This window comes from Mesorhizobium sp. B1-1-8, assembly GCF_006442795.2.
Classification (GTDB): domain Bacteria; phylum Pseudomonadota; class Alphaproteobacteria; order Rhizobiales; family Rhizobiaceae; genus Mesorhizobium.
This window is the reverse complement of sequence record NZ_CP083956.1, coordinates 5,595,339-5,621,536: the sequence shown is the minus strand read 5'-3', so window position 1 is coordinate 5,621,536 and position 26,198 is coordinate 5,595,339. Positions and strand designations below refer to the sequence as shown.

Genomic DNA, 26,198 nt, shown 5'->3' with positions numbered 1-26,198 from the left:
CTGGTTGATGGACGCGACACCTCGGGGCTTCGCGGGCCGCGCAGTCGACAAGGAGCGCTGGCGCGCCACTGTCGGCTTTATCGATCTCCGGTATCCTCCCAATCGGCCCCGCGACGTTGTTTTAATCGATACGATTTTGCTCGTCACCGATCGTTACGTCTCGGAACGCGCGAAGGGTGTGTCCCTTTGATATAACTGTCAAATGCGATCTCTGGTGGTTGCTATATCGAAGCCGGTATGGCTTATGGCGCAACGGAAACTGGTGGAGCGGCTGAGAAACTATGGCGGCATTGCGTGATCCAGATGCAATCTCGGGCGGTTACGAGAAATTGCCGGGAGGCGGCGAAACACTCCTGCGCAGCGGCCTGAGCCTGCGCCACATGCGCATGATCGCCGCGCTCGACGATCACGGACGGGTAAGCGCCGCTGCCCAGGTCATGAACATATCGCAGCCCGCCGCCTCGCGCATGATCGCCGAGATGGAGGCGGTGCTCGCCGTGAAGCTATGCGAGCGGCTGCCGCGCGGCGTAACGCTGACCCCTTACGGCCAGGCGCTGGCCAGGCGGGCCCGCTCGATCCTGCTCGAAATGCGCGAGGCCGACCGCGAGATTTCCGAGCTCAAGGCCGGCAAAGGCGGCTCGGTGTTCCTGGGCGCGGTGACGGCGCCGGCCATCGAGCTCGCGGTGCCGGCGATCCGCGAGATCCGCCGCATCTATCCGCGCATCGAGATCACCATGCAGGTCGAGACCTCGAATGTGCTGGCCCGCGAGCTGATCGCATCGCGCCACGATTTCATCATCGCCCGTATTCCCGACGATCTCAATCCGCGGCTGTTCGAATCGCGCGTCATCGGTGTCGAGAAGGCTTGCCTGATCGTGCGCCGCGGCCACCCGCTGGCCAGCGGCAAGATGGTGCGGCTGGAGCAGACGGCGGCCTATGACTGGGTCTTCCAGTCCGGCGGCTCGCCATTGCGCCAGGCGATGGAGAGCAATTTCCTCAACCGCAACATCGCGCTTCCGGACCGCATCCTCAACACCTCTTCGCTGCTGCTGACGCTGGTGATGGTGGCACAGTCCGACGCCATCGCGCCGGTGTCGGTCCAGGTGGCCAAGTTCATCCAGGGGTCAGACGGGCTGGCCGGCGCCATCGACGTCGTGCAGACCGAGTTCGATATCGAGGTCAGGCCTTACAGTTTGATAACCATAAAGAACCGTGCGCTCTCGCCGGCCGCCAAAATGCTGCACGATTTCATTTTGCGCGAAGTGGGCTAATGGAACGAGAATGCTACCTGCGCGTTCAAATCGATCGGCGGCTCGCTGGAGCCTGTTTCGGGTGAGGGATCGAACTGCCGATGCTAACAGCTCGGGAGGTCTCCATGGAACGTCGGTTGTTTCTGACTGGAATGCTTGGCATTGCCGGGGCAGCAGCATTCGCAAGTCTCGCCGGAACCGGCAAGGCGGCTGCCGGGATCCCCAACGGCAACGGAATTCTGGATGAGTTGGACAAGCCGGATCCGGCCATCTACGAGGAGGATGACCAGGCCGATCCGCTGCAGCCGGTTCAATACTACCGCCGTCGATACTACCATGATCGGTACTATCGCCATCGGCACTACCGCCATCGGTACTACCGCCGCCGGCACGTCTGGAGAAGGGTCTGCCGTCGCTACTGGCGCTATGGCCGGCGCCATGTCCGCTGCTGGCGCCGCCGCGTCTGGGTCGGCTTCTGGCTCTAGAGCATTGGTAATCCAGCATGGCCGCCCCCGGGGTGGCCATGCTGGATTAGGTCGTCGATCGGGCAATCGCGGGTCCCTTCTTGTCGGACTTGGCGAAGATGCGTGCTCATCGGCCGCCCGATCGCAGGGTTTGGCATCGGTGAAGTCTCGCGTTGTCAGGTCACCTCGTGCAATGCGCGATATTGAGGCAGTTCAGCTACACCGAAAACGCAGCGCCTACGGAGCGGGCTCGTCGCTGCCTTGCGCTATCTCATCCTTGAACGCGACCTTGGTGCCCTGCTTCACCATGGAGGCGAGGTCCTCTGCATCCCAGTTGGTCAATCGAATGCATCCATGTGAGAACGTGGCGCCGATCTTGCCGGGTTCGGGCGTGCCGTGAATGCCGTAGCTTTCGATAGAGAGATCGATCCAAACTGATCCCACGGGATTGTTTGGCCCGGCAGCGATGGTGAAGGGGCGCTTGGTCTTCACGCCTTTGAAAGCGAAATCCGGATCATAGTGGTAAGTGGGGTTGTGCACCACACGTTTGACCTCAGCCGTACCGCTCGGCGCCGGCTTCTCATCGCTGCCGATCGAGGCGGGGTAGACAGCCAGCCATTTGCCTGAAGCATCGAGAACGCGCACCAGGCGGGCTCCCTTGTCGACCTCGGCCTCTGCAATGGCGGCAGGAGGATCACCCCGGCCGACGTCAGGCACCACCAGGCTGGTGCCGGCATTCCTGAATCCGGTTTTGGGGTTCAGCATCCCCAGCAACTGCTCGCTGATATGGAAGCGCTCCGCCAGCTTCTCTCGCGCGTTTCGATAGCCGAGCCGCCGCAAATGGGCCATCCTCTCCATGCGAGCCGGAATGCGCCTGGTGAAGGGCCCGCGCAAATCCTTTCGCGTCACCTCATATGTTACCAACACGGGGCCGGAGTAAGTTGCCGCAAGCTTATCCCACGTCTCCGATGTGAGCTTGCCGTCGGACTGAAGGCCGTTCGCCGCCTGAAAGGCCCCGACGGCCTTGGTAAAGTTCTCCGAAAGACGGCCGTCGATCAGACCCGGCGAGAAGCGCGCGCGATCCAGAAGAATCTGCGCTTTGAGCACCATCGGATTGACGCCCTTCGGTTCGCCGGCGGCGAATTGGGCCTGATTGACCGCACCGGCGTCCAGCTTGGCCGCCCTGGTTCCGCCGGATGCGAATGCCAGGACTGCTGCAACGACGAGAAGAAGCCTGATCATCGATGTCACTCCCGGACTGCGACAGGAACCTGCATCTATGACGCGGGACGGCCTATGTAGTTCCTTTTCGCAATTAGTCGGCCAATATCCATGAGCCTGCGCCGGCGAGACCGGTGGTGATTGCCCAACACGCAAATCCGACAAATGTCAGGAACCCGAACGCATCAAAGGAAACGCGCAGCCCGCCGCCGCGCTGGCGGCCGTCGATATCGTGGTGAGCCAGGTGATGGAGCGGGTAGCGGGAATCGAACCCGCGCGTTCAGCTTGGGAAGCTGACAAGCTACCATTACATCATACCCGCGCGAGCCCTCGTTACCATGATGGCCGGGCCTCAGGCAATCGGCAAAGCAAGGCCCTCACCGCTGCAGCACGGGCAGCTCCATGCGCACGCGGGCGCCACGCCACGCGCCGTTCACAATCCTGACCGTGCCGTCATGCAACTGGGCGATCTGCCGGGCGAGATTGAGGCCGAGGCCCGCTCCGCGGGAAAGCGGCTGCAGGCGGTAGAACGGCTGGAACACATTTTCCTGCTCTTCCAGCGGAATGCCCGGCCCCTCGTCGCGGACCTCGATGCCCCCGCTCTCGTCGGCCGCCACAGTGATCGTCCCGGCACCGCCGCCGTGATCGATGGCGTTGCGCATCAGGTTTGCCAGGGCGCGCTCGATCTGCAGGCCGTTTGCCTCGACACAGACCGTACCGGCCGACGGCTCGAAGGCGAGGTCGTAGCCCGCCTCGATGGCCAAGGGCGCGAAGTCGGCGACCACCCTGCGGGCGAGGTCGCAGAGATCGACCACCTGGCGCTCGTCGGCAGGCCGCTCGAGCATCTGGTGATCGAGCAATTGCTGTGCCAGATGCGACAGCCGTTCGATATCCTGCAGCAGACGCTCGCTCTCGGGTTCCTTCCTGAGCAGTTCGGCGCGGGTGCGCAAGATGGCGATCGGCGTGCGCAATTCATGCGCGGCATCGGTCAGGAAACGGTTGTGGCGGTCATAGCCATGAGCTAGCCGGGCGAGCGTCTGGTTGAAAGCCTGGACCATCGGCGCGATCTCCTGCGGCACGCGCTGGACGGGCAGTTGCATGCCTCGCGTGTTGATGTCGATACGGGCTGCCTGATCGGCGGTGTCGACGAGGCCGGCAAACGACCTGCGCACCACTGCCGGCGTCGTCACCAGCGTGGTGATGCCCATCACCACCGCAATGGGCAAAAGCAGGATCGCGATCAGCAGCGCCAGCGCCGGCAAGGCCCGCTGCCAGTTGCGGCTGCCGTCGGGATTGCGGGCGACGTCGACTGTCGCCGAGATGTTAACTTCCACCCCGTCGGTCTGCTCTCGCGACGAGCGGGTGGCTCCGATGATCTGGACCGGCCCGGCTTTGGTCGCGGTGTTCTCGACATAGGCTTCCGGGCGAAGGTCGTCCCTGGCGAGCTCGAGCGTGGCATGATCGACCGTGCCCAACAGCGCGCCGGGCGCGCCGGTGTAAATATCCGGCACAGCACCGGAGCGGATGCTCTGTCCGGTCTTGTCGCGAATGATGTACCAGACGTGCGGGAAGCTCTTTCGGAACTGTCTCAACGCCTCCGTCTCGTGCACGACCAGCGTGCCGTCGCTATTGCGATCGATGGCGTCTCTCAGCGCCGCCACAGCGGCCTCGTTGTCGACCAGCAACCTCGGGTTGGCGATCCACAGCGCCGCCGCGCAAAGCGCGATGAAGATGGCAAGCATGGCCGCTTGCAGCAGGATCAGCCGCCGCACCAGCACCCATTGCAGCGAACGCGGTCGCCGTTGCCTCATGGCAGGGCCCTGAGCAGATAGCCGATGTTGCGGATGGCTCGGATCTCGATGCCTGCGGTGACGTCCTCGAGCTTGCGGCGCAGCCTGGAGATATGGGCGTCGAGCGCGTTGGAGCCGATCTCGTCGTCCAGCGCGTAGACGGCGTCCTCCAGGGTTCCGCGCATGATCGTCCGGCCATGCCGGCGGACAAGCGTTTCAAGCACCAGACGCTCGCGCCGGGGCAGGTCGAGCGCCCGTTCGTCCACCAGCGCCTCGCGATGGCGGAAATCGTAAACAAGGCGGCCGACCTCGATCCGGTCGGCGCGCAAGCTGAACTGGCGCCGGTGCAGCGCGCGAAGCCGTGCCACCAGCTCTTCGGTGGCGAAGGGCTTGACCATGTAATCGTCGGCGCCGGCATTCAGTCCGCTGACGCGATCCTCAAGTCCGCCCATCGCCGTCAGTGCGATCACCGGCGTGTCGATGTTCATGTCGCGCAGGCGTGGGATGAGGCTTAGTCCTTCGCCGTCCGGCAGACGGCGGTCGAGGATCATCGCGTCATAGCTTCCGACCCTCGCCATCATTTCGGCGTCGGCAAGCGTCGAGCTCCGGTCGACGATGATGTCCTGTCGCTCCAGCGCGGTCTTGAGCACGGACGCCATTTCCGGCTCGTCTTCGATCAGCAGGATACGCATTTTGCAGTCTCCGTCATCGAAGCGGCTGGTTGCCGCCGCGGGTAACGCGTTGACCGGGACTCGGCAAGAGCCAGCCTGCCGCCTGTGGTGGGCTCATTCGCATTCCAGCTTCGGCTTGCGGAAATTGGTGATGAACCAGCGGCCGCCCGAAGAGCGGGCGTAGAATGTGTAAAAACATTCCTGGCGTTCGACATAGCCCGGCGTCTCGGTCACCTCATACTCGGTGCCGTGCTTGGTATGATGCACCTCGCCGCTCGACGTGCCGGAAACCGCATTGGTGGATATCTTGCGCCACTGATAGGCGCGCTCGCCCGTGCCGAGATCGACGATCGCCGTCGGCGGACCGTAGTCGAGGATAACCGACTCGACGGGTTGTCCGACATAGTTCTTCATGATGTCGGAGGCGCAAGCCGAGACTGCCAGCAATGCTGCGGCAAGGAAGGCTCTCGGAGCCCATCTAGGGCCCGTGATTGAGATGGACATGGTCTGATTTCCTGCTTGAAGGCGAGTTGCATCTAGGCCACGAAAATTGCCCCGACATTACGCGGCCCCGAGCGGCCGCGGCTGCATAGGAGCGTCGCAGAGAGGCAGCTTCCCGTGGTGGAGATCGGCGGGAAACCGCCACGGGAAACTGCTTTGCGGCCGTGCCGGGACCTAGACCGTGATGACGTTTCGTTGAATCGCCATCGCGGTCTAACTCTTTGTTGGAGCATGATCGTTGTCCGAAAACCGGTTCCCACTTTTCGGGATCATGCTCTAGAAGCGGTAATTGAGACCGGCCTTCAGTTCCTGGCTGCCTATATCGGTCTTCGCCGTGCCGAGGACCGATCTCGTTTCCACATTGGGCGTGCGGATGTAGTCGTATTCGATCTTGGCGGAGAGGCCGCCGGCAAAAGCCTGCTCGATGCCGCCGCCCACCAGGTAGCCAAGCTTGCGGCTGTCGGTGTCGCGCACGCCGTCGCCCTTGCCGTATGTGGTCACGGCGACGCCGGCAGTGCCGAAAACAAGCGTCTGGTCGAAGGAAAGGCCTGCCCTGGCTTTGGCTGCGGAGCGCCACTTCTCCTTGATCTTGCCGCCCTCGACATCATGCCTGGCGCCGCCGAGATAGGAGCCCTCGAGCTCGGCGCCGAACACGGCCGGCCCGGTCTGGATGTTGTAGCCGCCCTGCACGCCGCCGCTGAAGCCGTTCCTGTCGGCGAACGGGTTGGGCATTTTCGTGAAGGCGGTTCCGCCATGCACGCCGACATAGGCGCCGCTCCACTGGAAGGCGGGCGGATCATTGTAAGCGGGCGTGAGATCGGCGGCCGCCGCCGCTCCGTTGAGACTTGCGGCAATGGCAGCCGCTGATAGAAAAATCCTGGTTTGAGAAAACACAGCAACACTCCAGAACGCGCACGCAGCGGAAGACCGATGCGGAGATTGATCCTTGGAGCCGCCCTTGGGATGGCCGCGCTCCGGTTCGAATGTCTTTCGCGGGCAATGCAATTCCGGCGGCCCGCAGGCTTCACCCTGCGTCCGAACTCCCGATATGAGACATCGCTCGAAGACCCGCTCTATTTGGCAGGCGAAAATTGCATGCACATTGCGCAGGTTGGAAAAATGCGGTTTTTTCTATTTATTTTCAGTAGTTTGCAGCGTTCCTGTTTACACAAAATTAAGCAGTTGGGATGATGCCCGATCAGCAACCGCACTGCTTGATGGCGGACGCCCAAGTGCGTATTTCTGGGGTCATGCTCCCGAATCGGGCAGCTCGAACCGGAGATTGGCTTTGTCCTCACTGACGCGCTTTCTCGGCGACTCGCCGCTCAGGGTGTTCCTGAAGCTTTTGGTGATCTCCTTCCTCGTCGGCCTCGTCATGAACGCCTTCGGCTGGACGCCGATGGATGTCTTCTATGGCGTCCAGAAGTTCTTCGTCGACCTGTGGAACCTCGGCTTCCACGCGATCGACCGTTTCCTCGGCTATATCCTGCTTGGTGCGGCCATCGTTGTGCCGGTCTTCATCCTGCTCAGGATCACCAGCTATAGGAAATAAGATTTTCAAGCGTAACCGGATGCCGCCTCGAACAGGATGGCGTGGCGCGCGGCAAGCGCCGGCACATCGGTCGAATAGCCGCCGCCGATGACCCCGCACAGCGGGATGCCGCGCGCACGGAAATGGCCGATCACCATGGCGTCGCGGGCGCGCAGGCCGTCGTCGCTGAGCGACAGCCTGCCGAGCCTGTCCTGCGCATGGACGTCGACCCCGGCATTGTAGAAGACCAGGTCCCAGCGCCTTTTGCCTGACAGTTCCGGCAGAATGGCGCCGAGCCGCTCGAGATAGGCGGCATCGCCGGTGCCGTCTGGCAGCGCGACATCGAGGTCGGAAGCGATCTTGCGCGCCGGATAATTGCGATCGCCATGCATGGAAAAGGCGAAGGCGCGCGGCTCGTCACGAAGGATGTCGGCCGTGCCGTCGCCCTGATGCACGTCGAGGTCGACGACCAGAATGCTTTCGGCGGCACCTTCCGCCAGCAGCACGAGCGAGGCGACGGCGACGTCGTTGAAGGTGCAGAAGCCGGCGCCTTGCGCGCGCCTGGCATGGTGGCTGCCGCCGGCCGCGTTGCAGGCAATGCCGTGTCGCAGCGCCAGCCTTGCCGCCAGCACCGTGCCGGCCGTGGCAAGCTGCGCCCTCAGCGAAACGCGCCTGCCGACCGGAAAGCCGATCTCGCGCTCGATCCTTGCCGGCACTTCGCATGCCAGCACCTGGTCGACATAGTCGGCCGCGTGCGCCAGCTTCAGCCAGGCTGCCGGCGCCGGCTCGGGCATCGACAGCGCTTCCGGCACCGCCAGGCCGCGCGAGCGCAAGGCTTCCATCAAAAGCGGGTATTTGCTCATCGGAAAGCGATGGTTGACGGCAAAGCCGGCATCGTAGTCGGGATGGTGGACGATCTGCAGCGGCATGTATGAGCGAGTCTGCGCCAGGGCTGGAATTCGGTTGGCGGTTGGCCGGATGGCGGTTGCGTGACGCCGGCAAACTGGGGCACACCGGCTGTTCGATCAAGCCGCAAATCAGCAGGGCAGCAATCCTTTGGATGTAACCGGGGCCAACGCAAGATCCTTCGCCGTCACCAACCGCTCGGTGCTGGCGATCGCCGTGCCGATGACGCTTGCCTATCTGACGACGCCGCTGCTCGGCATCGTCGACACTGCGGTGGTCGGACAATTCGGCGACGCCGCCTTGCTCGGCGGCCTTGCGGCCGGCGCGCTGATCTTCGACGTCGTTTTCACCACCTTCAACTTCCTGCGCTCCGGCACCACCGGCCTCGTCGCCCAGGCTTTCGGGCGCGGCGACGCGCTGGAGGAACAGGCGGTGCTGTGGCGCGCCGTGCTGATCGCTGTCGTCGCCGGCGTCGTACTTGCTGTATTGGCGCCGCTCTTTGCCGTGGCCGGTCAGTGGTTCATGGGCGCCGAGCCGCGCGTCAGTGCGGCGATGTCCGTCTATATCCGCATCAGGCTGCTCGCCGCACCCTTCTCGCTCATCAACTACGCCATACTGGGTTACGTGCTCGGGCGCGGCGAAGGCGGACTGGGGCTGATGCTGCAGGCCGTGCTCAACGGCATCAACATCGTGCTTTGCATCCTGCTTGGCCTGGAGCTCGGCTGGGGCGTCGCCGGCGTCGCCTCGGCAACCGTCACCGGCGAGTTCCTGGCCATGCTCTTGGGTCTCGCAATCGTCCTCAGGCGGTTCTGCAGGCTGGAGCGGCCGTCGCGCTGCCGCATCCTCGACCTGCCGGCCTACCGGCGCATGCTGTCGCTCAACCGCGACATCATGATCCGCTCCTTCTCGCTGCTTGCCGCCTTTGCGCTGTTCACCCGCCAGGGCGCGCAGTTCGGCACGGTGACGCTCGCCGCCAATGCTGTGCTGATGAATTTCTTCCTCATTGCCGGCTATTTCCTCGACGGCTTCGCCACCGCCGCCGAGCAATTGGCCGGCCGCGCCGTCGGCGCGCATGCCGCCGCGCCTTTCCGGCAGGCCGTGCGGCTGACGCTCATCTGGGGTTTCGGCCTCGCGGGTGTCGCTACTCTTATTCTGCTGACCGCCGGCGCCGATCTCGTCGCGCTGGTGGCCACCTCTCAGGATGTCCGCGCGGTCGCCGACGCCTATCTGCCGTGGGCGGCCTTCACCGCGCTGAGCGGCGTGCTGGCGTTCCAGATGGACGGCGTCTTCATCGGCGCCACCTGGTCGCGCGACATGCGCAACATGATGCTGCTGTCGTTCCTCGCCTTCAGCACGGCTCTCATCACGCTGGCGCCTGCCTTCGGCAACAATGGCCTGTGGGCATCGTTGCATGTCTTCCTGCTGGTGCGCGGGATCAGCCTGCTCGCGGTCCTGCGACTTAGGGTGCGGACCGCCTTTAGCTGAGCGGCGTGGATGCCCAACGCTCGCAGGCGATATCGCGCAAGTCCGTTATTGAACTCAGGCGCTCCCGCTCCGCGAAGCCCAGCATGCCGGCAATGATCCGCCCGGGCAGCGCCGGCCCGGCATAGATCATGCCGGTGTACAGTTGCACGAGGTCGGCGCCGGCTCGGATTTTCTCCAGCGCCGCCTCCGCTGAATCGACGCCGCCGACGCCGATGATCGCCATCTTTGGCCCGAGCAGCTTGCGCATCCGGGCAAGCACCGCGGTCGAGCGCTCGAACAGCGGCTTGCCCGACAGGCCGCCGGTCTCGCCGGCGAAAGCGGTGCTGCGCAATCCCGTCCGCGCCAGCGTCGTGTTGGAGACGATGACGCCGTCGAGCTTCTTCTCGGTGACCTCGGCGGCGATGTCTTCCAGCTCCGCCTCGACGAGGTCAGGCGCGATCTTGAGGAAGATGGGCGGCTGCGCCGCTGCCGCCGCACGCGCCGCGATCACCCGCGACAGCAACTCGCCGAGCTGCTCGCGCGCCTGCATGTTGCGCAGGCCGGGCGTGTTGGGCGAGGAAATGTTGACGGTGAGATAGGAAGCATAGGGCGCAAAGCGCGTCACGCCGCGCTCATAGTCACCGATGCGGTCGGCGCTGTCCTTGTTGGCGCCGATGTTTATACCGACGATGCCCGGGCGCCCCTTGCGCGCCGCGAGGCGTTTTTCAGCCGCTGCATGGCCTTCATTGTTGAAACCCAGCCGGTTGATCACCGCCTCGTCCGCCGTCAGCCGGAAGATGCGCGGCTTGGGGTTGCCGGCCTGCGGCAGCGGCGTGATGGTGCCGACCTCGGCGAAGCCGAAGCCGAGGCCGATGAGCGCATCCGGCACCTCGGCATTTTTGTCGTAGCCGGCTGCCATGCCGAGCGGGTTCGGAAAATCGAGTCCGCAGACCTTGACCTTGAGCCTGGCGTCACGCGGAGCCGGCGCGCCGATCGGCAGGCCGCAGCGAAGTGCCTTGATCGACATCCCATGCGCGGTTTCGGGATCGAATGTGAACAAGACCTTCCGGCCGATCCGGTCGAGCATGCTCATTCGCCCTCCAGCGCCGGGAATTCGTGTTGGCCGCTGTCGCCGAGCGGCAGCGGTTTTGCCCACAGAACGGCATCGAGGCCGAGCGCAGCGTAGAGGTGCGGAAACAGCGCGCCGCCGCGCGACACCTCATATTTCAGCGCTTCACCCAACTGCGCCCCATCCACAGCGATCAACAGCAAGTCTGTCTGGCCGGCGAAATGCTTCGCCGCCGTTTCGCGGACCTGCTGCGCGGTGGAGAAATGGATGAAGCCGTCGGCGATGTCGATCGCGGCACCCGTGAAGCGGCCGTTCTTCTCGGCTTCGCGCCAAAGAGCTTCAGGGGCAATCTTGTAGATAATCTGAGACATAGTTGCGCTATAGTCCGAACAGAACATGCGGGGAAGGCTCCACCCGAACTCTTCCCCATTTCCGGCGCAAACCTGTGATAGGTGCGTTCACCGGCTCATGGAGGACAACATGCGTCTGCAGCACATCCTGATCCCCGCGGCCCTCTGCTCCCTGGTCGCCGCTTCCGCCTGGTCCGAGGAGGCCGACCGCTACCGGCTGGAGAAATCGGCCAACGGCTATGTCCGCATGGACACCAAAACCGGCGCCATGTCGGTCTGCGAGGAACGTTCCGGCCAGCTCGTCTGCAAGATGGCGGCCGACGAGCGCTCTGCTTACCAGGACGAGATCGACCGCCTGCAAAATTCGGTCAAGGCGCTGGATGAGCGCGTCACCAAGCTCGAGAACTCGCCTTCTGCCCGGCTCGAATCCAACCTGCCGAGCGAGGAGGATTTCAACAGGACGATGGGCTACATGGAGCGCTTCTTCCGGACCTTCAAGGACATCGTCAAGGATATGGACAAGGAAGACGGCGAAGGCGGCGCCAAGCCCAACGCGCAAAAGACTTGAACCGCTCTGGGGAAAACCCGGCGCGCGGTCTTTGTTGCTTGAAAACGGGCCGCGTCGCCGCATAATCGTTGCCGATCCCGCAAAAAGCACATGACAACGATGGGATCGGGGGAGGGCTACTTGCCGTCGGGCCACACCTTCGTCATTGCCGACGATCATCCGCTTTTTCGCGGCGCGCTGAAGGAGGCGCTGGCCGGCATCGGCGACGTCGCCGCCATCCACGAGGCCGGCGATTTCGAAAGCGCCAAGGCGCTGGTGGTGGCCAACGAGGACGTCGACATGGTGCTGCTCGATCTGTCGATGCCGGGCGCCAGCGGCCTGTCGGGGCTGATCTCGCTGCGCGGCATCCATCCGACCGTGCCGCTGGTGGTGGTGTCGGCGCATGACGATCCCGTCACCATCCGCCGCGCGCTGGATCTCGGCGCTTCCGGCTTCATCTCCAAATCGGCCAGCATGGAGGAGATACGCGGCGCCGTGCGGGCGGTGCTCGCCGGCGACATCGCCGCGCCCGCCGGTGTTGAACTCGGCGTCGAGCGCGATCCGGAGATTTCCGACCTGATCAAGCGGCTGCAGGCGCTGACCCCGCAGCAGACGCGCGTGCTCGGCATGCTGGCCGAAGGGCTGCTCAACAAGCAGATCGCCTATGAGCTCGGCGTCTCCGAAGCCACCATCAAGGCGCATGTCTCGGCCATTCTGCAGAAGCTCGGCGTCGACAGCCGCACCCAGGCGGTCATCCAGCTATCCAAGATCGGCGGCGACCCGCTGCAGCCGGTTGGCTGACCATCATCGGGTTCAATCCTGGCGCTGAACCACTTCCTGCCGCACCGGTCGTGCCTTGAAGATGGCAAAGCCGATCGCCGCCATGATCCAGACGCCGATGCCGCCATAGAGCATCACCCAGCCAAAGCCGTTTGCCAGCGCGTCGTGGGCGACGTTGTCCTGCAGTCCCGGCACCGGATTGCCGGCGGCGATCGCCTCGGCGAATTGATAAAGCCTGGCGCTATCGAGGTCGGGCAGCGTGGCTATGAGATGCGAGAGCACGCCGCTCGCCAGGATAAAGCCCATCACTGCGATGTTCACGGCAAGCGAGATCATGCGCGCGCTCATATCGATGCCGGAGGCCATCCCAACGCGATCGCGCGACACCGAGCCGGTGGTGGTGTTGGTCACCGGCGTGTTGGTGATGCCGAGGCCAGCGCCGGCGATCAGGCAGCCGGGGAGCATGGTCAGCCAACTGGCATGAGCCGCGGCGCTGCCCCACCTCATCAGCAGGAAGCCAATGCCGATGATCGCGAGCCCTGCCGGGATGATGACGCCGGGCCGGTAGCGCAGCGACAGCCGCTCTGCCAAAGGCGGCATCACCAGCGTCGGCAGCGTGTAGGCGAGCAAGGCAAGGCCGGTGGCGAAGCTGTCGAGGCCCAATCCGGCATGGAACCAGATCGGCAGATAGATCATGAACGGCCAGTAGCTGATGTTCATTGCCGCCGAGCCGACGATCGCGCCGGAAAACGGGCGGATACGAAAGACCGAAAAATCGAACATCGGCCGCTTGTTGATCCTTTCGGCGATCAGGAACGCGACGAAGCTTGCGATCGACAATCCCAGGATCGCCAGGGCGGCCGGGCTGGCAAAGCCAAGCTCCGGTCCTTGCGTGATATAGAAAACGAGGCAGAAGACGGCAGGCAACAAGGTCAGGATGCCGGCGAGATCCAACCTGCCAGCTTGCGGGTCCTTCGATTCATGGACGCCGGAAAGCGCAAGCGCGAAGGCGACGATCGCGACCGCCACGTGGATGAGGAACACCCACTGCCAGCTCGACACGGCGACGATGCCGCCGCCGACGGTCGGGCCGAAGCCGAGGCCGATGCCGAAAATGACGCCCCACCAGCCCCAGGCCACGGCGCGCTCGCGGCCTTCCTGGAATTCATGCGACAGCACGGCGAGCTGGCAGATCAGCATCGCGCCGCCGCTCAGGCCCTGCAGAAAGCGCGCGACGATCAGCGTCGAGACATTGCCGGCCAGACCGCAGATCAGCGAGGTGAGACCGAATGCGGCGATCGAGACCAGGAAGACGCGCTTGCGTCCATAGCGATCGGCCATGGTGCCGACCGCCATCAGCACAGTGGTGACTGCGATCGTATAGGCGTTCATCACCCATTGCAGTTGCTTGAAGTCGGCGTCGAGCACCTGCTCCAGTGTCGGCAGGACGGTTGGGACGCTCGATATCTCCAGCCCGAACATCAGGCAGGCAAGGCATACGGCGAACAGAACGATGATGCCCCGGCGGGTGAGGACAGGTGCCATGGTCAAACCTCTCGAGTTCCTGGGCAGGGCGCAACCGGATGGCCGTTCGCCGCTGCGCGCTCAACCAAGTTAGCGGAGGCTTGATCATTTTAAAATTGCATGGTTGGATATTTCAGTGACAACGAAACGAGATAGCTGACATGACGCTGGACGTAGATGCCGTGAAAGCCTTCATTGCCGTCGCTGACCTGCGCTCCTTCACGCGCGCCGCCGAGGCCCTCGGCAGCACCCAGGGCGCGATCAGCGTCAAGCTGAAGCGGCTGGAGGAGAGGATCGGCGAAAAATTGATCGAGCGGACGCCGCGGCTGGTGCGGCTGTCGGCGCGCGGCGCGGTGTTCCTCGAGCCGGCGCGCCAGTTGCTTGCCGCGCATGACCGCGCCGTCGCCAGCCTGTCCGCCATTCGCCGCCACTTCAGGCTGGGCATCGCCACCCATGTCGGCGGGGCGGAAGTGCCGACCTTGCTGGCGCGACTCAACGCGCATGACCCGGCGCTGACCATCGAGGTGCGGCTCGACGACACGCGCGACCTGCTCGCTGCTTTCGATCGCGGCGAGCTAGACGCCGCGATCGTGCGGCGCGAGGACGACCGCCGCGACGGCGAGGTGCTGGCGCCGGAGCAATTCGGCTGGTACGCGACGCCGGATTTCGTCTACCGCCCCGGCGAGCCGCTGCGGCTGGCTGCTTCCTCGCCATCCTGCAGCATCCGAGACATCGTCACCGGCGCGCTCGATGCGGTCGGCATACCGTGGACGCAGGTTTTCCTGGGCTGCGGCTCCTTTGCCGTTGCCGAAGCCGTTTCGGCGGGTCTTGCCGCGGCTGTCTTCTCCTGTCGGCTCGCCCCGCCAGGCACCATCGAGATCAGCCGCAAATTCGGCTTGCCGCCGCTGCCGGCGACCGAAATCCTGCTGCTTTCCACGCTCTCAGATCCGCAATCGCGCGAGGCGCTGCGCACCCTTGCCATGGCCTTTCGCGAGCATCGGCCGCCGCCGTCCAACAATGCCGGAAGGCCGAAATTTCGCAATTCGCAAATGGCGCAGAGCCCGATCTAACGGCAAGTGTCCAGCAACATCGCGGTGTTTTCCGTGCCGGGCGACCGAACCACCATCCGTAACTTTTGCCGCCGGTAGAGCAATTCCAGGAAAAGTGTGAAACGGTTTTCCGTTCGGAATTGCGTTAAAAAACCAAGAGATAGAGCGGTTCAGCGTTTACCTGGAACGATGAACCGATCTGGCTAGCTTCAGCCGAGCCGCATCGACAGCTCGACGTCGTCGCCGAACGGCGTCGACATATAGCCGCCGGCCGGCGCACGCACCCGCTCCAGATATTCGGGCGAGAAGTCGGCATTGTCGGCGATGACCAGCGCGCCCGGCCTGAGCCGGCTTTCGACCAGGCCCAGGATCTCCGGATAGAGCGCCTTGGCGCCGTCGAGCAGCAGGAGGTCTATCCGGTCAGGCAGGTCGGTGCTGAGCGTTTCCAGCGCGTCGCCTTCGCGGATCTCCACCAGATCGATGAGGCCGCCTTCCGTCAGGTTTGACTTGGCCCGCACCACCTTGGACGGCTCGAATTCCATCGTGATCAGGCGGCCGCCGCCATTGTCGCGCAGCGCCGCGGCGAGGTAGAGCGTCGAGATGCCGAAAGAGGTGCCGAATTCGACGATGATGCGCGCGCCGGTGCTGCGCGCCAGCATGTAGAGCAGCGTGCCGGTCTCCGGCGAGACCGCAAGCCACAGGTCCTTCAGGCTGCCGTAGAACTGGCGATACTCGGTCTTGCTGTGGAGCAGGCGCGTCCGTTCCTCGCGCGAGTACCGGGCGATCGCCGGACTGGTCGCCGCATCGGCTTCTTTGAACAGGCGGGCGAGCAGCGGGGCCAAAGGGGTTTCGGTCAGGGTCGTCATGATTGTCTCCGGGCGGGTTCTTGTGTTGCATCGAAAATACGAATAATCCTTCAGGTTTCCAATTCGCATTCCCGAGCGTGCCCGTGACGATTCGCCCAAGCCCTTCAATTTCCACCCGAAAACAGCCCAAACAGGCGCGCGCGACGGAGCTCGTCGCGGCGATTTTAGAAGCGGCTGCTCAGGTTTTGGCTGTTGAAGGCGCGCAGCGCTTCACCACCACGCGCGTAGCCGAAAGGGCGGGCGTCAGCGTCGGTTCGCTCTATCAATATTTCCCGAATAAGGCGGCGCTGCTGTTTCGCCTACAAAGCGACGAATGGCGCGAGACGACCGAGCTCTTGTGCGGCATTCTCGAAAACACCGAACTATCGCCGCTCGAGCGGATAAGAACGTTGGTCCACGCCTTCATCCGCTCTGAATGCGAGGAGGCGGCGGTGCGCGGCGCGTTGAACGACGCGGCACCCCTCTATCGGGATGCGCCGGAGGCGCATGAGGCGAGGGCCACGGCGAACCGCACCGTCGAGGCCTTCATGCGGGAGACGCTGCCCGAGGTTCCGGATGCCGTCCGTGCCATGACCGGCGAGCTGATCATGAAGACGCTCAGTGCCGTGGGAGCGGACTTTTCGGAAAACCCGCGAACGTCAGCCGAGATCGAAGCCTGTTCCGACGCGCTGGCCGACATGTTCTGCGCCTATCTGAGAAGCCTGGGTCATCAAGGCTGAGCCGGCCGGAGCGGGTTGACGTCACTCCGCCGCGGGCGCAAGCGGCCTGACGCGCGCCATCATCGAGCGCAGCACCGCCGGCTTCAGCGGCTTGTTGATCACCGGAATGTCGAGCCGGCCGGCGGCGGCGCGCACCTCGCTGGAGCGGTCGGCGGTGACCAGCACACAGGGCAGGTCCTGGCCGTAGGCTGCGCGAAGCGTGCTGATCGCGTCGAGCCCTGTGCCGCCGTCGAGATGATAGTCGGCGAGCACGATATCGGGCCGGCGCACGCCGGGCCGTGTGCCATCGAGCGATCCTGAGGCGGTCTCGACGCTGCAGCCCCAACCTTCGAGCAGCAGCCGCATGCCGCCGAGGATGCGGGCGTCGTTGTCGATGCAGAGCACATTGAGCCCGGCCAGCGACGAGGCGGCGCGAGCGGGCACCTTCTCGGCCTCGCGCCGGGGCGCTGCGATAGCCGCGACCGGCAGGATGACGGAAAAGCGCGTGCCCTTGCCCGGCGTCGAGAAGATGCGGATTTCGAGCCTGAGCACCCGGGCGATACGGTCGACAATGGAGAGCCCGAGTCCGAGTCCTTCGGCCTCGCGCGCGCCTTCGTCGAGTCGGGTGAATTCGTGGAACACCGTGTTCAGCTTGTCGCCGGCGATGCCGATGCCGGTGTCGATCACCTGGATTTCGACCAGCTCGCCGCGCCGCCGCACGCCAACCAGGATGCGGCCCTGGCGTGTGTATTTGATGGCGTTGGAAACGAGGTTCTGGATCAGCCGGCGCAACAGGTTGCGGTCCGTCATGACGCCGAGCGACGACGGCATGATTTTCAGGCCGAGCCGCTTTTCGGCGGCGAGCGGACGAAAATCGTTGCCGATCTGGCTGAGCAGGCCGCCGAGACTGAAGGCGGTGTCCTCCGGCTTCATCGCGCCGGCGTCGAGCCGCGAGATATCGAGCACGGCGCCGAGGATGGTCTCGACCGATTCCAGCGAGGATTCGATGTTGACCGCCGCATTGCCTGCCGGACCTTTGCCGGCCTTCTCGATCAGCGACGAGCAGTAGAGCCGCGCGGCGTTGAGCGGCTGCAGGATGTCATGGCCGGCGGCGGCGAGGAAGCGCGTCTTGCCGAGATTGGCCTCCTCGGCCAGCATCTGCGCCTGCGCCAACTCCTCATTGACGCGGGTGAGCTCGATGGTGCGGGTCTTGACCCGCTGTTCGAGCGACTCGTTCGCCCGTTTCAGCGCCAGGTCCTGTTCGACGCGGCCGGAGATGTCGGCATAGGTGGCGACGATGCCGCCGGCGGGCATCGGGTTGGAGCGTAGCTCCAGGATGCGGCCGCTGGTCTTCAATTCCATCTGCCAGGGGCTGACGAAGCTGGTCAGCCGGTTGAGCATCGCCATCCGCTGATCGGCGGGGATGTCGCCGCGCTGGGCAAGGTGATGCAGGATCTGGTCGAGCGACACGCCGACCTGGCCCATCTCGTCCGGCAGGTCGAACAGCGTCCGGTATTGCCGGTTCCAGCAGATCAGCCGGAAATCGCGGTCGAAGACGGTGATGCCTTGCTCCATCTGGTCGAGCGCGATCTGCAGCAGGTCGCGATTGTGCTGCAGCGCCTCGGTGGCGTCGTCGAGCAGCCGGAAGGCATCGCGGGAATCGCGGTCGTTGCGGCGAAAGAGCAACGACAGGATCAGCCGCGCCGAGGATGAGCCGACCGCACTGGCCAGCAACTGCTCCGAGAAGCGAATGACATCCATGCTGGCCTGTTCCTTGCCATGCAGGGAGACATTCGTGTTCTTCTCGAATGACTGGAACGAGCGCTCGGTGCGCTCGACGCCGAGATAACGCGAAATCGTATCCTTGAGGTCGTTGACCGTCACGGCGGTGCGGAAGCGGCGCAGGGAGGGCATCGGGCCGGCCTCGCGCGGTACGAAGATCGCCGCCTGGATACGCTCCAGCGGCACAGACGCGCGGGACAGCGACCCCATCACGAAGAACAGCGTGTTGATCGATAGGCTCCACAACACGCCGTGGTTCAGCGGCTCGGCGATCGTGCCGAACAGCGCCTGCGGCCTGAGCGCCTCGAAGCCGAACAGGCCGTGGACGAGGATGTCGGTGTCGGGCGCCAGGAAGGAAGGGAGAAGCAGCGTATAGCCCCACACCAGGATGCCGGCGACCATGCCGAGCGCGGCGCCGCGGCCGTTGGCGCCGCGCCAGATCAAGCCGCCGATCAGCGCCGGCGCGAATTGCGCAATCGCCGCGAACGACATCAGCCCGATCGACGATAGGCGCGCGCTGTTGGTGCTCTCGCGGTAATAGAGGAAGGCGATGAACAGCATGATGAAGATCGACGCGCGCCGCACGTTGAGGATGAGCGTCGACCAGTCCTCGTTCTCCGACGTCGTCGTCTTGAGCAGGCGGCGCACGAACAGCGGGATGATGAGATCGTTGGAGATCATGATCGACAGCGCCACGCTTTCGACGATCACCATGGCGGTCGCCGCCGACAGACCGCCGATGAAGGCGGCCATGGCCAGCACGTCAAGGCCGCTGAACAACGGCAGCGAGAGCACATAGAGGTCGCTGCTGGTCTTGTCGCCGACCAGCGACAGGCCGGCAAAGGCGATCGGCAGCACGAACAGATTGATCGCCACCAGATAAAGCGGGAACACCCAGGTCGCGGTGCGCAGCTCCGCCTCGCTGCGGTTCTCGACGATGGTGACGTAGAACTGGCGCGGCAGCATCAGGATGGCAAAGCCGCTCAGTCCGGTCAGCACCAGCCAAGTGGCCAGAGAGGTATTGTAGCTCATGGCCTGGCGCACCTCGCTGTTCGTCGCGAGCTTCGCGACCATGTCGCCGGGTCCGCCGAAGATCAGGAAGGTCACCATCAGGCCGATGGCAAGAAAGGCCGCGAGCTTGACCACGGTTTCGACCGCCACCGCCAGCACCAGCCCGTCCTGATGCTCGGTGGCATCGGCATGGCGCGTGCCGAACAGCACGGCAAACAGCGCCAGCAACATGGCGACCACCAGCGAGATGTCGCTGACAAATGGATCGAACGAGGGCGGCGAGCCGGTGTAGTGCTCGACCATCAGGCTGACCGAGCCTGAAATCGCCTTCAGCTGCAGCGCGATATAGGGCACGGCGCCGATCGTCGCGATCAGCGTCGCGATCGCCGCCACGATGAAACTCTTGCCGTAGCGGGCGCCGAGAAGATCGGCGATCGAGGTGATCTTCTCTGTCTTGGCCAGCCGGACGAGGCGGTTGAGCAGCGGGAAGCCGAACACGAACACCAGCACCGGGCCGGTATAGATGCCGAGGAATTCGAGGCCGCGTTCGGAGGAGAGGCCGACCGAGCCGAAGAAGGTCCAGGAGGTGCAGTAGATGGCAAGGCTGAGCGCATAGATGAACGGTCGCGCCCGTCCCAGCCCGGCAGCGGCCGCACGCCGGTCACCGACGCTCGCAATGGCGAAAAGCAGCGTCACATAGGCGATCGCAACGATGACGACGAACCAGCCCAGCACGGTCCGAACTTCCTCCCTGGCCGGCCTGTCGGGCCGCCCCGCCTAAACGCAACCACAGCTTGGAAGCCCTGTCCACTGCGGCTTTCGCTGCATATGTGCCGGTTGGCGTGGGGTAAACACAAACCGGTGCCTTCGCCTTTTTTCCGGTTTTGCAACCGGGGGCTTTTGTTATGGTGCGTTGGGTCGGCGCCGAGGGACAGGGGGAGCGGCAGCACGGCACCATGGCAAGGAGGGTCGAATGCTGAAAGAATTCCAGGAATTCATCTCCAAGGGCAATGTGATGGACTTGGCTGTCGGCGTCATTATCGGCGCCGCTTTCTCCAAGATCGTCGATTCGCTGGTCAACGACATCATCATGCCATTCATCGGCGCGCTCGGAGGCGTCGACTTTTCCAATTATTTTATTGGCCTCTCTCACAATGTGACCGCAACGAACCTGGCTGATGCGCGCAAGCAAGGTGCGGTCTTCGCTTACGGCAACTTCATCACAGTTGCGCTGAATTTCCTCATCCTTGCTTTCATCATCTTCCTGATGGTCAAGGCGGTGAACAATCTTCGCAAGCGCCTGGAAAGCGAAAAGCCCGCCCCAGCGGCCGCGCCGCCCCCTGCCGATGTGCAGCTTCTGACCGAAATCCGCGACCTGCTCGCCAGGAGGTAATTTTTCGGATCAACGTGCTGGACCAAAACCCCGGTCGTTCGCGGCTGGGGTTTTCCGCGTTTGCATCTGGTAAGGGAGCGCTGATCAACGCCCGAGACCGGAACGGACCGCCCATGACCTTGATTGAGAGCTTGCGCACAGAGGCTCGCGCCGCGCCGGAAAGCGGCATTGTCGCCGTGGTCAACCACGGCCGGCTGCGTGAAGGCCTGATCCCGCTCTGGGCCGGCGAGGGCGATTTGCCGACGCCTCAATTCATCAGCAACGCCGCTGCGCGCGGGCTGGCCAATGGCGAGACCTTCTACACCTGGCAGAAGGGCATTCCGGAACTCAGGCAGGCTCTGTCCCGCTACTATGCGAGGCATTTCGGCAGGACCTTTGCCGAGGAAGAATTCATCGTCACCGGCTCCGGCATGCATGCCATCCAGCTCGCCATCGACGCCCTCGCCGACGCGGGCGACGAGGTCGTCTATCTCTCGCCCGCCTGGCCGAATTTCGCCGCCGCGGCCGGCGTGGCGGGCGCCGTTCCCGTGCCGGTCGTGCTCGACCAGTCCGGCAACGGCTGGTCCTGCGATGTCGAAAAAATCGCGGCGGCGGTCACGCCGCGCACCAAGGCGCTGTTCATCAACACGCCGTCCAATCCGACCGGCTGGACCGCCGACAGGGAAACGCTGCAGGCCATCCTCGACCTCGCCCACGAACGCGGCCTGTGGATCATCGCCGACGAGATCTATTCGCTGTTCCACTACGGCCACGGCCGCGCGCCGTCCTTCCTCGATATCGCGTCGGCCGAGGACCGCATCCTGTTCGTCAACAGCTTCTCCAAGAATTGGGCGATGACCGGCTGGCGCGTCGGCTGGATCAAGACGCATCCGAGTTTGCAGCAGGTGTTCGAGAACCTCATCCAGTACTCGACCTCGGGCGTTGCCCAGTTCATGCAGCGCGGCGCTGTGGCAGCCCTCGACGAGGGCGACGGTTTCATCACCGAGCAGGTGGAACGGGCACGGGCGGCACGTGATCTGGTCTGCGATATCCTGGGCGCCACCGGCAAAGCGCGCTTTACCGTGCCGCAGGGCGCCTTCTATCTGTTCTTCACGGTCGACGGCATCGCCGATTCCCGAACCGCGGCTTTCGACATTGTCGACAACGCCAATGTCGGCCTGGCGCCCGGCACCGCCTTCGGCCCGGGCGGCGAAGCCTTTCTCAGGCTATGCTTCCACCGCCGCCTCGATCAGCTGGAGGAAGCGGCAAATCGCCTGGCGAAATGGATGAAGACGGTGTGAGAAAGGCGGCTTCAGCCGCCTGACTTCGGCACCAACAGCGGGATGATCCGGTCGCTCTTGGCGACGGCGGGCCGGCCGGCGGCGCCGTAGGGGATGCCGAGCGCGTCCCAGGTCTCGACCAGCGCGTCCTGCAGTTCGGCGATCAGCGCGTCGGAATGGAACGGCGTCGGCGTGATGCGCAGCCGCTCGGTGCCGCGCGGCACGGTCGGATAGTTGATCGGCTGGATGTAGATGCCGTGCACGCCGAGCAGGCGGTCGCTGGCCATCTTGCAGAGTTCCGGATCACCGACCAGCAGCGGCACGATGTGGGTCGGCGATTCCATCACCGGCAGGCCGGCTGCGGCAAGCACCTGCTTGGTGCGCGAGGCCTGGCGCGCTTGAGCGTCTCGCTCGGCCTGCGAGCGCTTCAAATGGCGGATCGAAGTGGTGGCGGCCGCGGCGATCGCCGGCGGCAATGCCGTGGTGAAGATGAAGCCCGGCGCGTAGGAGCGCACCGCGTCGATCACCGCACTGGTGCCGGTGATGTAGCCGCCGAGCGTGCCGAAGGCCTTTGCAAGCGTGCCCTCTATGATGTCGATGCGGTCGGCCAGGCCCTCGCGTTCGGTGATGCCGCCGCCGCGCGGTCCATACATGCCGACAGCATGGACCTCGTCGATATAGGTCATGGCGTTGTAGCGCTCGGCCAGCTCGACGATCTGCCTGATCGGCGCGATGTCGCCGTCCATCGAATAGACGCTTTCGAACACGATCAGCTTGGCGCGCTCGCGCCCGGCCGCCTGTAGCAGGCTTTCCAGATGCGCGACGTCGTTGTGGCGGAAGATCTTCTTCTCCGCGCCCGAGCGGCGCACGCCTTCGATCATCGAGGCGTGGTTCAATTCATCCGAGATAATCAGGCAATTGGGCAGCAGCCGCGCGATGGTCGAGATCGAGGCCTCGTTGGAGACGAAGCCGGAGGTGAAGACCAGGGCGGCTTCCTTGTCGTGCAGGTCGGCGAGTTCAAGCTCGAGTTCGACCAGCGGATTGGAAGTGCCGGAAATGTTGCGGGTGCCGCCGGCGCCCGAGCCCATCTTGCCTGCGGCATTCTGGAAGGCGGCGATCACGTCCGGGTTCTGGCCCATGCCGAGATAGTCGTTGGAGCACCAGACGGTGATTTCCTGAGCGCGGCCGTTTGAGCGCCAGATGGCGCGCGGAAACTTGCCCACGATGCGCTCGAGGTCGGCGAAGACACGGTAGCGCCGTTCGGCATGAAGCTGGTCTATCGCGTCTTCGAAGAACCGCTGGTAGTTCATGTCGGCTTCCCAATTTTCGCGCCGGATCATAGTCATAGCTCCATGCCACGTCCACCGCGCCCTACCGGTCAAAATGCCACGCCCCGCGCCTGTTCCTAACGATGGAGGATCGTGGCCTATTCCGGGGATGTGAACCAGTTTTGTTTCGTTACGATGCCTCGGGCAGGAGGAACTGTTACAGACTTAACATTCAGGGAGGCTAATGGGCTTGCGGCGGGGTTTCCAGCACGGCGGCTGTTGAGACAGTTTCCGATAAATCTTGATCAGCGAGGTAAGAGATGACGGTTTTGGTGACAGGCGGTGCCGGCTATATCGGCAGCCACATGGTCTGGGAGCTTCTGGATGCCGGCGAGGGCGTCGTCGTGCTCGACCGGCTTTCGACCGGTTTCGAATGGGCGGTGGCGCCCGAGGCAAGGCTGGTCGTCGGCGATGTCGCCGACCGCGAGCTGGTCGGCAAGATCATCCGCGACAATCATGTCGACGCCATCATCCACTTCGCCGGCTCGATCGTGGTTCCGGAATCGGTCGCCGATCCGCTCGGCTACTATGAGAACAACACCTGCAAGACGCGCACGCTGATCGAGACGGCCGTGCGCGAAGGCGTGCCGCATTTCATTTTCTCCTCCACAGCCGCCGTCTACGGCGGCGCCGGGCTGGAGCCCGTGCGCGAGGACGCGCGCCTGGCGCCGGAATCGCCCTATGGCCTCTCCAAGCTGATGAGCGAGTGGATGCTGCGCGACGCTGGCCTGGCGCATGACATTCGTTACACGGCGCTGCGCTACTTTAACGTCGCCGGCGCCGATCCCAAGGGCCGCACCGGACAGTCGACCCCCGGCGCCACGCATCTGATCAAGGTCGCTTGCGAAACAGCGCTCGGCAAGCGGCCTTTCATGCAGGTGTTCGGCACCGATTATCCGACGCCGGACGGCACCTGCATCCGGGACTACATCCATGTCAGCGATCTGGTGGCGGCGCACCGGCTGGCGCTGCAGCGGCTGCGCGACGGCGGTGCAAGCCTCGTCGCCAATTGCGGCTACAGCCATGGCTATTCGGTGCTCGAAGTCATCGACAGCGTGCGCCGCGCCTTCGGCCACGACTTCGATGTCCGCATGGGCGACCGCCGCCCGGGCGATGCCGCCGCCGTGGTTGCCAATTCGGACCTCGCCCGCGGCGCGTTTGGCTGGACGCCTCAGCGCGACGATCTCGACCAGATCGTCAAGGATGCGCTGGCCTGGGAACGCATTCTGACCGGCAAGAACTCGGCGCGAAGCTAGCTACAGCAAGCTGTTGGGCCAAGGGCTCGTCCGGCCTGCCGAGACACGCTATTGAGGGTCGTGAAGCGGCGCGTGGAGGCGCGGCGCCCGGTTCGATTCTCGTGGGGGCGGCATGAAGGTTTTGGTGCTCGGGGCCGGTGTCGTTGGCACGGCAGCCGCCTATTATCTGGCGAGCGATGGCCATGAGGTGACGGTGATCGAGCGTCATGAAGCCGTGGCACGCGGCACCAGCCAGTCGAACGCCGGCCTGGTCTCGCCGGGGGACGCCACCGCCTGGGCCTCGCCCGCGGCGCTGAAAACCTTCCTGCGCGGGCTCTGGAACCACGATCTCGGCATCAAGGTCAGGTTGCGCCTCGATCCGTACTTCTATGCCTGGAGCCTGCGCTTCCTGCGCGAATGCACGGCGGCGCGGCTGCGCGCCAACACCAACGTCAAGCTCAGGCTGGCGCTCTATTCGCGCGACTGCATCAATGCGCTCTCGGACGCAACCGGTATTCACTATGACGAGCGCAAAAGAGGCATCCTGTATTTCTTCCGCTCGCAGAAGAGTTTTGACACCGGCACCGACAATTACCGTTATCTCGGTGAGCACGGCCTGCCGATAGAGATCGTCGGCCGCGACCGCCTGATCGAGCTGGAGCCCGGACTTGCCGGCGTGAAGGAAAAGATCGCCGGCGGCATCTATTCGCCGATCGATCAGACCGGTGATTCCAAGCAATTCGTCGACAAGCTTGCCGCCTATGCGGCCGAGAAGCTCGGCGTCAAATTCCTGTTCGGCACGACAATTCAGGGCCTCGATATCGTGGGCGACCGCGTGCGCGCCGTCATGACCTCGGCAGGCCCGGTTACGGGCGACGCCGTCGTCATCTCCATGGGGCCGGAAAGCGGCCTGCTCGGTCGCCGTTACGGCATCGACCTGCCCGTCTATCCGGTGAAGGGCTACACGGTAACCGTCCCGCTCGAAGACGAAAACAAAGGACCGACCATGGGCGGCGCCGACGAGGACCGGCTGATCGGCTATTCGAGGTTGGGCAACCGTCTGCGCATGTCCTCGACGGCCGAGTTCACCGGCTTCGACCGCAGCTCCAAGCCGCGCGATTTCAGAACCATCCTGCAAACAGGCAAGGACTTGTTTCCCGGCGCCTTCGACGAGAAGAAAGCACTGCTGTGGGCCGGCTTGAGACCGATGATGCCCAGCTCAGTGCCTATCTTCGGTCAGGCGAAATACCGCAATCTCTATCTCGACACCGGCCACGGCCATCTCGGCTGGACCATGGCCTGCGGCTCGGGAAAATTCCTGGCCGACCTGGTCGCCGGCCGCAAGCCGGAGATCGATCCCAAAGGATTGCTGTACGGGACGGGACGCTGAGGGTCTTTAATTGCCGAGGTCGGCGCTCCCCTCATCCGCCGGCCGGCACCCATTCTGCTGCAATGCTGGCGATTGGCGAAACTGCCGAGGAGAGCGTCTTTCTCGCCGTCACTATACGG

General features: G+C 64.2%; 24 protein-coding genes and 1 tRNA gene. 12 read left to right on the top strand and 13 right to left on the bottom strand.

Annotation, left to right across the window (positions count from 1 at the left end):
* Nucleotides 1-281: 281 nt before the first annotated feature.
* Together FJ974_RS27330 and FJ974_RS27325 are read left to right on the top strand one after the other, a co-directional pair.
* Nucleotides 282-1,271 (top strand): LysR family transcriptional regulator, encoded by a 990-nt coding sequence (locus tag FJ974_RS27330; protein ID WP_140532931.1) that lies wholly within the window; start codon nucleotides 282-284, stop codon nucleotides 1,269-1,271.
* 104 nt (nucleotides 1,272-1,375) lie between these two features.
* The gene (locus FJ974_RS27325) at nucleotides 1,376-1,735 is read left to right on the top strand and encodes a protamine-2 (modular protein) (RefSeq protein WP_140532932.1); all 360 of its coding nucleotides are present in this window, start codon (nucleotides 1,376-1,378) and stop codon (nucleotides 1,733-1,735) included.
* A gap of 216 nt (nucleotides 1,736-1,951) precedes the next feature.
* Here the strand turns inward: FJ974_RS27325 and FJ974_RS27320 are convergent, their stop codons facing one another.
* The 6 genes from FJ974_RS27320 to FJ974_RS27295 all read right to left on the bottom strand — a co-directional run bounded on the left by FJ974_RS27320 (nucleotide 1,952) and on the right by FJ974_RS27295 (nucleotide 6,791).
* Nucleotides 1,952-2,956, bottom strand: coding sequence for a L,D-transpeptidase family protein (locus FJ974_RS27320; RefSeq protein ID WP_140532933.1), 1,005 nt, complete (start codon nucleotides 2,954-2,956; stop codon nucleotides 1,952-1,954).
* Between the two features lie 227 nt (nucleotides 2,957-3,183).
* Nucleotides 3,184-3,257 (bottom strand) — tRNA-Gly (locus FJ974_RS27315).
* 55 nt (nucleotides 3,258-3,312) lie between these two features.
* Nucleotides 3,313-4,746: a sensor histidine kinase gene (locus tag FJ974_RS27310; RefSeq protein WP_140532934.1), complete on the bottom strand. Its 1,434-nt coding sequence runs from the start codon at nucleotides 4,744-4,746 to the stop codon at nucleotides 3,313-3,315.
* Complete coding sequence (locus FJ974_RS27305; protein WP_140532935.1) at nucleotides 4,743-5,417, bottom strand: response regulator transcription factor; 675 nt, start codon at nucleotides 5,415-5,417, stop codon at nucleotides 4,743-4,745. The genes FJ974_RS27310 and FJ974_RS27305 overlap by 4 nt, the downstream gene beginning before the upstream one ends.
* Before the next feature lie 93 nt (nucleotides 5,418-5,510).
* On the bottom strand, nucleotides 5,511-5,900 hold the full coding sequence (locus FJ974_RS27300; RefSeq protein WP_140532936.1) for a hypothetical protein: 390 nt from the start codon (nucleotides 5,898-5,900) through the stop codon (nucleotides 5,511-5,513).
* 273 nt (nucleotides 5,901-6,173) lie between these two features.
* Entirely contained in the window at nucleotides 6,174-6,791 is a 618-nt protein-coding gene (locus FJ974_RS27295) for an outer membrane protein (protein WP_140532937.1), read from the bottom strand.
* Between the two features lie 394 nt (nucleotides 6,792-7,185).
* On the opposite strand from FJ974_RS27295, the gene FJ974_RS27290 reads away from it, so the two are divergent.
* The gene (locus FJ974_RS27290) at nucleotides 7,186-7,449 is read left to right on the top strand and encodes a DUF6460 domain-containing protein (protein WP_140532938.1); all 264 of its coding nucleotides are present in this window, start codon (nucleotides 7,186-7,188) and stop codon (nucleotides 7,447-7,449) included.
* Nucleotides 7,450-7,454: 5 nt separating this feature from the next.
* Here FJ974_RS27290 and FJ974_RS27285 read toward each other — a convergent pair whose 3' ends face one another.
* Nucleotides 7,455-8,357, bottom strand: coding sequence for a histone deacetylase (locus FJ974_RS27285; protein WP_140532939.1), 903 nt, complete (start codon nucleotides 8,355-8,357; stop codon nucleotides 7,455-7,457).
* A 127-nt stretch (nucleotides 8,358-8,484) separates the two neighbouring features.
* Between FJ974_RS27285 and FJ974_RS27280 the strand changes: the two genes are divergently transcribed.
* On the top strand, nucleotides 8,485-9,819 hold the full coding sequence (locus tag FJ974_RS27280) for an MATE family efflux transporter (protein WP_226891426.1): 1,335 nt from the start codon (nucleotides 8,485-8,487) through the stop codon (nucleotides 9,817-9,819).
* On the opposite strand, the gene FJ974_RS27275 is transcribed toward FJ974_RS27280, so the two are convergent.
* The gene (locus tag FJ974_RS27275) at nucleotides 9,812-10,891 is read right to left on the bottom strand and encodes a quinone-dependent dihydroorotate dehydrogenase (RefSeq protein WP_140532940.1); all 1,080 of its coding nucleotides are present in this window, start codon (nucleotides 10,889-10,891) and stop codon (nucleotides 9,812-9,814) included. The two genes, FJ974_RS27280 and FJ974_RS27275, sit on opposite strands and share 8 nt — an antisense overlap.
* A complete protein-coding gene (locus FJ974_RS27270; RefSeq protein WP_181177089.1) occupies nucleotides 10,888-11,238 on the bottom strand; it encodes a DUF952 domain-containing protein in 351 nt (116 codons plus the stop codon). Before FJ974_RS27270 ends, FJ974_RS27275 begins: the two co-directional genes overlap by 4 nt.
* Before the next feature lie 109 nt (nucleotides 11,239-11,347).
* On the opposite strand from FJ974_RS27270, the gene FJ974_RS27265 reads away from it, so the two are divergent.
* Nucleotides 11,348-11,785 carry a hypothetical protein gene (locus FJ974_RS27265; RefSeq protein WP_140532942.1) on the top strand — a complete coding sequence of 146 codons (438 nt, stop codon included), beginning with the start codon at nucleotides 11,348-11,350 and terminating at the stop codon, nucleotides 11,783-11,785.
* A 120-nt stretch (nucleotides 11,786-11,905) separates the two neighbouring features.
* On the top strand, nucleotides 11,906-12,565 hold the full coding sequence (locus tag FJ974_RS27260) for a response regulator transcription factor (protein ID WP_140533079.1): 660 nt from the start codon (nucleotides 11,906-11,908) through the stop codon (nucleotides 12,563-12,565).
* 12 nt (nucleotides 12,566-12,577) lie between these two features.
* Here the strand turns inward: FJ974_RS27260 and FJ974_RS27255 are convergent, their stop codons facing one another.
* A complete protein-coding gene (locus FJ974_RS27255) occupies nucleotides 12,578-14,089 on the bottom strand; it encodes an MFS transporter (protein ID WP_140532943.1) in 1,512 nt (503 codons plus the stop codon).
* A gap of 140 nt (nucleotides 14,090-14,229) precedes the next feature.
* Between FJ974_RS27255 and FJ974_RS27250 the strand changes: the two genes are divergently transcribed.
* Nucleotides 14,230-15,138 (top strand): LysR substrate-binding domain-containing protein, encoded by a 909-nt coding sequence (locus FJ974_RS27250; protein ID WP_140532944.1) that lies wholly within the window; start codon nucleotides 14,230-14,232, stop codon nucleotides 15,136-15,138.
* Nucleotides 15,139-15,326: 188 nt separating this feature from the next.
* On the opposite strand, the gene FJ974_RS27245 is transcribed toward FJ974_RS27250, so the two are convergent.
* On the bottom strand, nucleotides 15,327-15,983 hold the full coding sequence (locus tag FJ974_RS27245; protein ID WP_140532945.1) for an O-methyltransferase: 657 nt from the start codon (nucleotides 15,981-15,983) through the stop codon (nucleotides 15,327-15,329).
* An 83-nt stretch (nucleotides 15,984-16,066) separates the two neighbouring features.
* Between FJ974_RS27245 and FJ974_RS27240 the strand changes: the two genes are divergently transcribed.
* Entirely contained in the window at nucleotides 16,067-16,702 is a 636-nt protein-coding gene (locus FJ974_RS27240) for a TetR family transcriptional regulator (RefSeq protein WP_140533080.1), read from the top strand.
* 21 nt (nucleotides 16,703-16,723) lie between these two features.
* Here the strand turns inward: FJ974_RS27240 and FJ974_RS27235 are convergent, their stop codons facing one another.
* Nucleotides 16,724-20,209, bottom strand: coding sequence for a PAS-domain containing protein (locus FJ974_RS27235; RefSeq protein ID WP_140532946.1), 3,486 nt, complete (start codon nucleotides 20,207-20,209; stop codon nucleotides 16,724-16,726).
* A gap of 238 nt (nucleotides 20,210-20,447) precedes the next feature.
* Between FJ974_RS27235 and mscL the strand changes: the two genes are divergently transcribed.
* Nucleotides 20,448-20,867, top strand: coding sequence for a large conductance mechanosensitive channel protein MscL (gene mscL, locus FJ974_RS27230; RefSeq protein ID WP_140532947.1), 420 nt, complete (start codon nucleotides 20,448-20,450; stop codon nucleotides 20,865-20,867).
* 113 nt (nucleotides 20,868-20,980) lie between these two features.
* Nucleotides 20,981-22,147: a pyridoxal phosphate-dependent aminotransferase gene (locus tag FJ974_RS27225; protein ID WP_140532948.1), complete on the top strand. Its 1,167-nt coding sequence runs from the start codon at nucleotides 20,981-20,983 to the stop codon at nucleotides 22,145-22,147.
* Nucleotides 22,148-22,158: 11 nt separating this feature from the next.
* On the opposite strand, the gene hemA is transcribed toward FJ974_RS27225, so the two are convergent.
* The gene (gene hemA / locus FJ974_RS27220) at nucleotides 22,159-23,436 is read right to left on the bottom strand and encodes a 5-aminolevulinate synthase (RefSeq protein ID WP_140533081.1); all 1,278 of its coding nucleotides are present in this window, start codon (nucleotides 23,434-23,436) and stop codon (nucleotides 22,159-22,161) included.
* 278 nt (nucleotides 23,437-23,714) lie between these two features.
* Here hemA and galE point away from each other — a divergent pair, with 278 nt between their 5' ends.
* Nucleotides 23,715-24,710: a UDP-glucose 4-epimerase GalE gene (galE, locus tag FJ974_RS27215; protein ID WP_140532949.1), complete on the top strand. Its 996-nt coding sequence runs from the start codon at nucleotides 23,715-23,717 to the stop codon at nucleotides 24,708-24,710.
* A gap of 112 nt (nucleotides 24,711-24,822) precedes the next feature.
* Nucleotides 24,823-26,079 carry a D-amino acid dehydrogenase gene (locus FJ974_RS27210; protein ID WP_140532950.1) on the top strand — a complete coding sequence of 419 codons (1,257 nt, stop codon included), beginning with the start codon at nucleotides 24,823-24,825 and terminating at the stop codon, nucleotides 26,077-26,079.
* Nucleotides 26,080-26,198 lie beyond the last annotated feature (119 nt).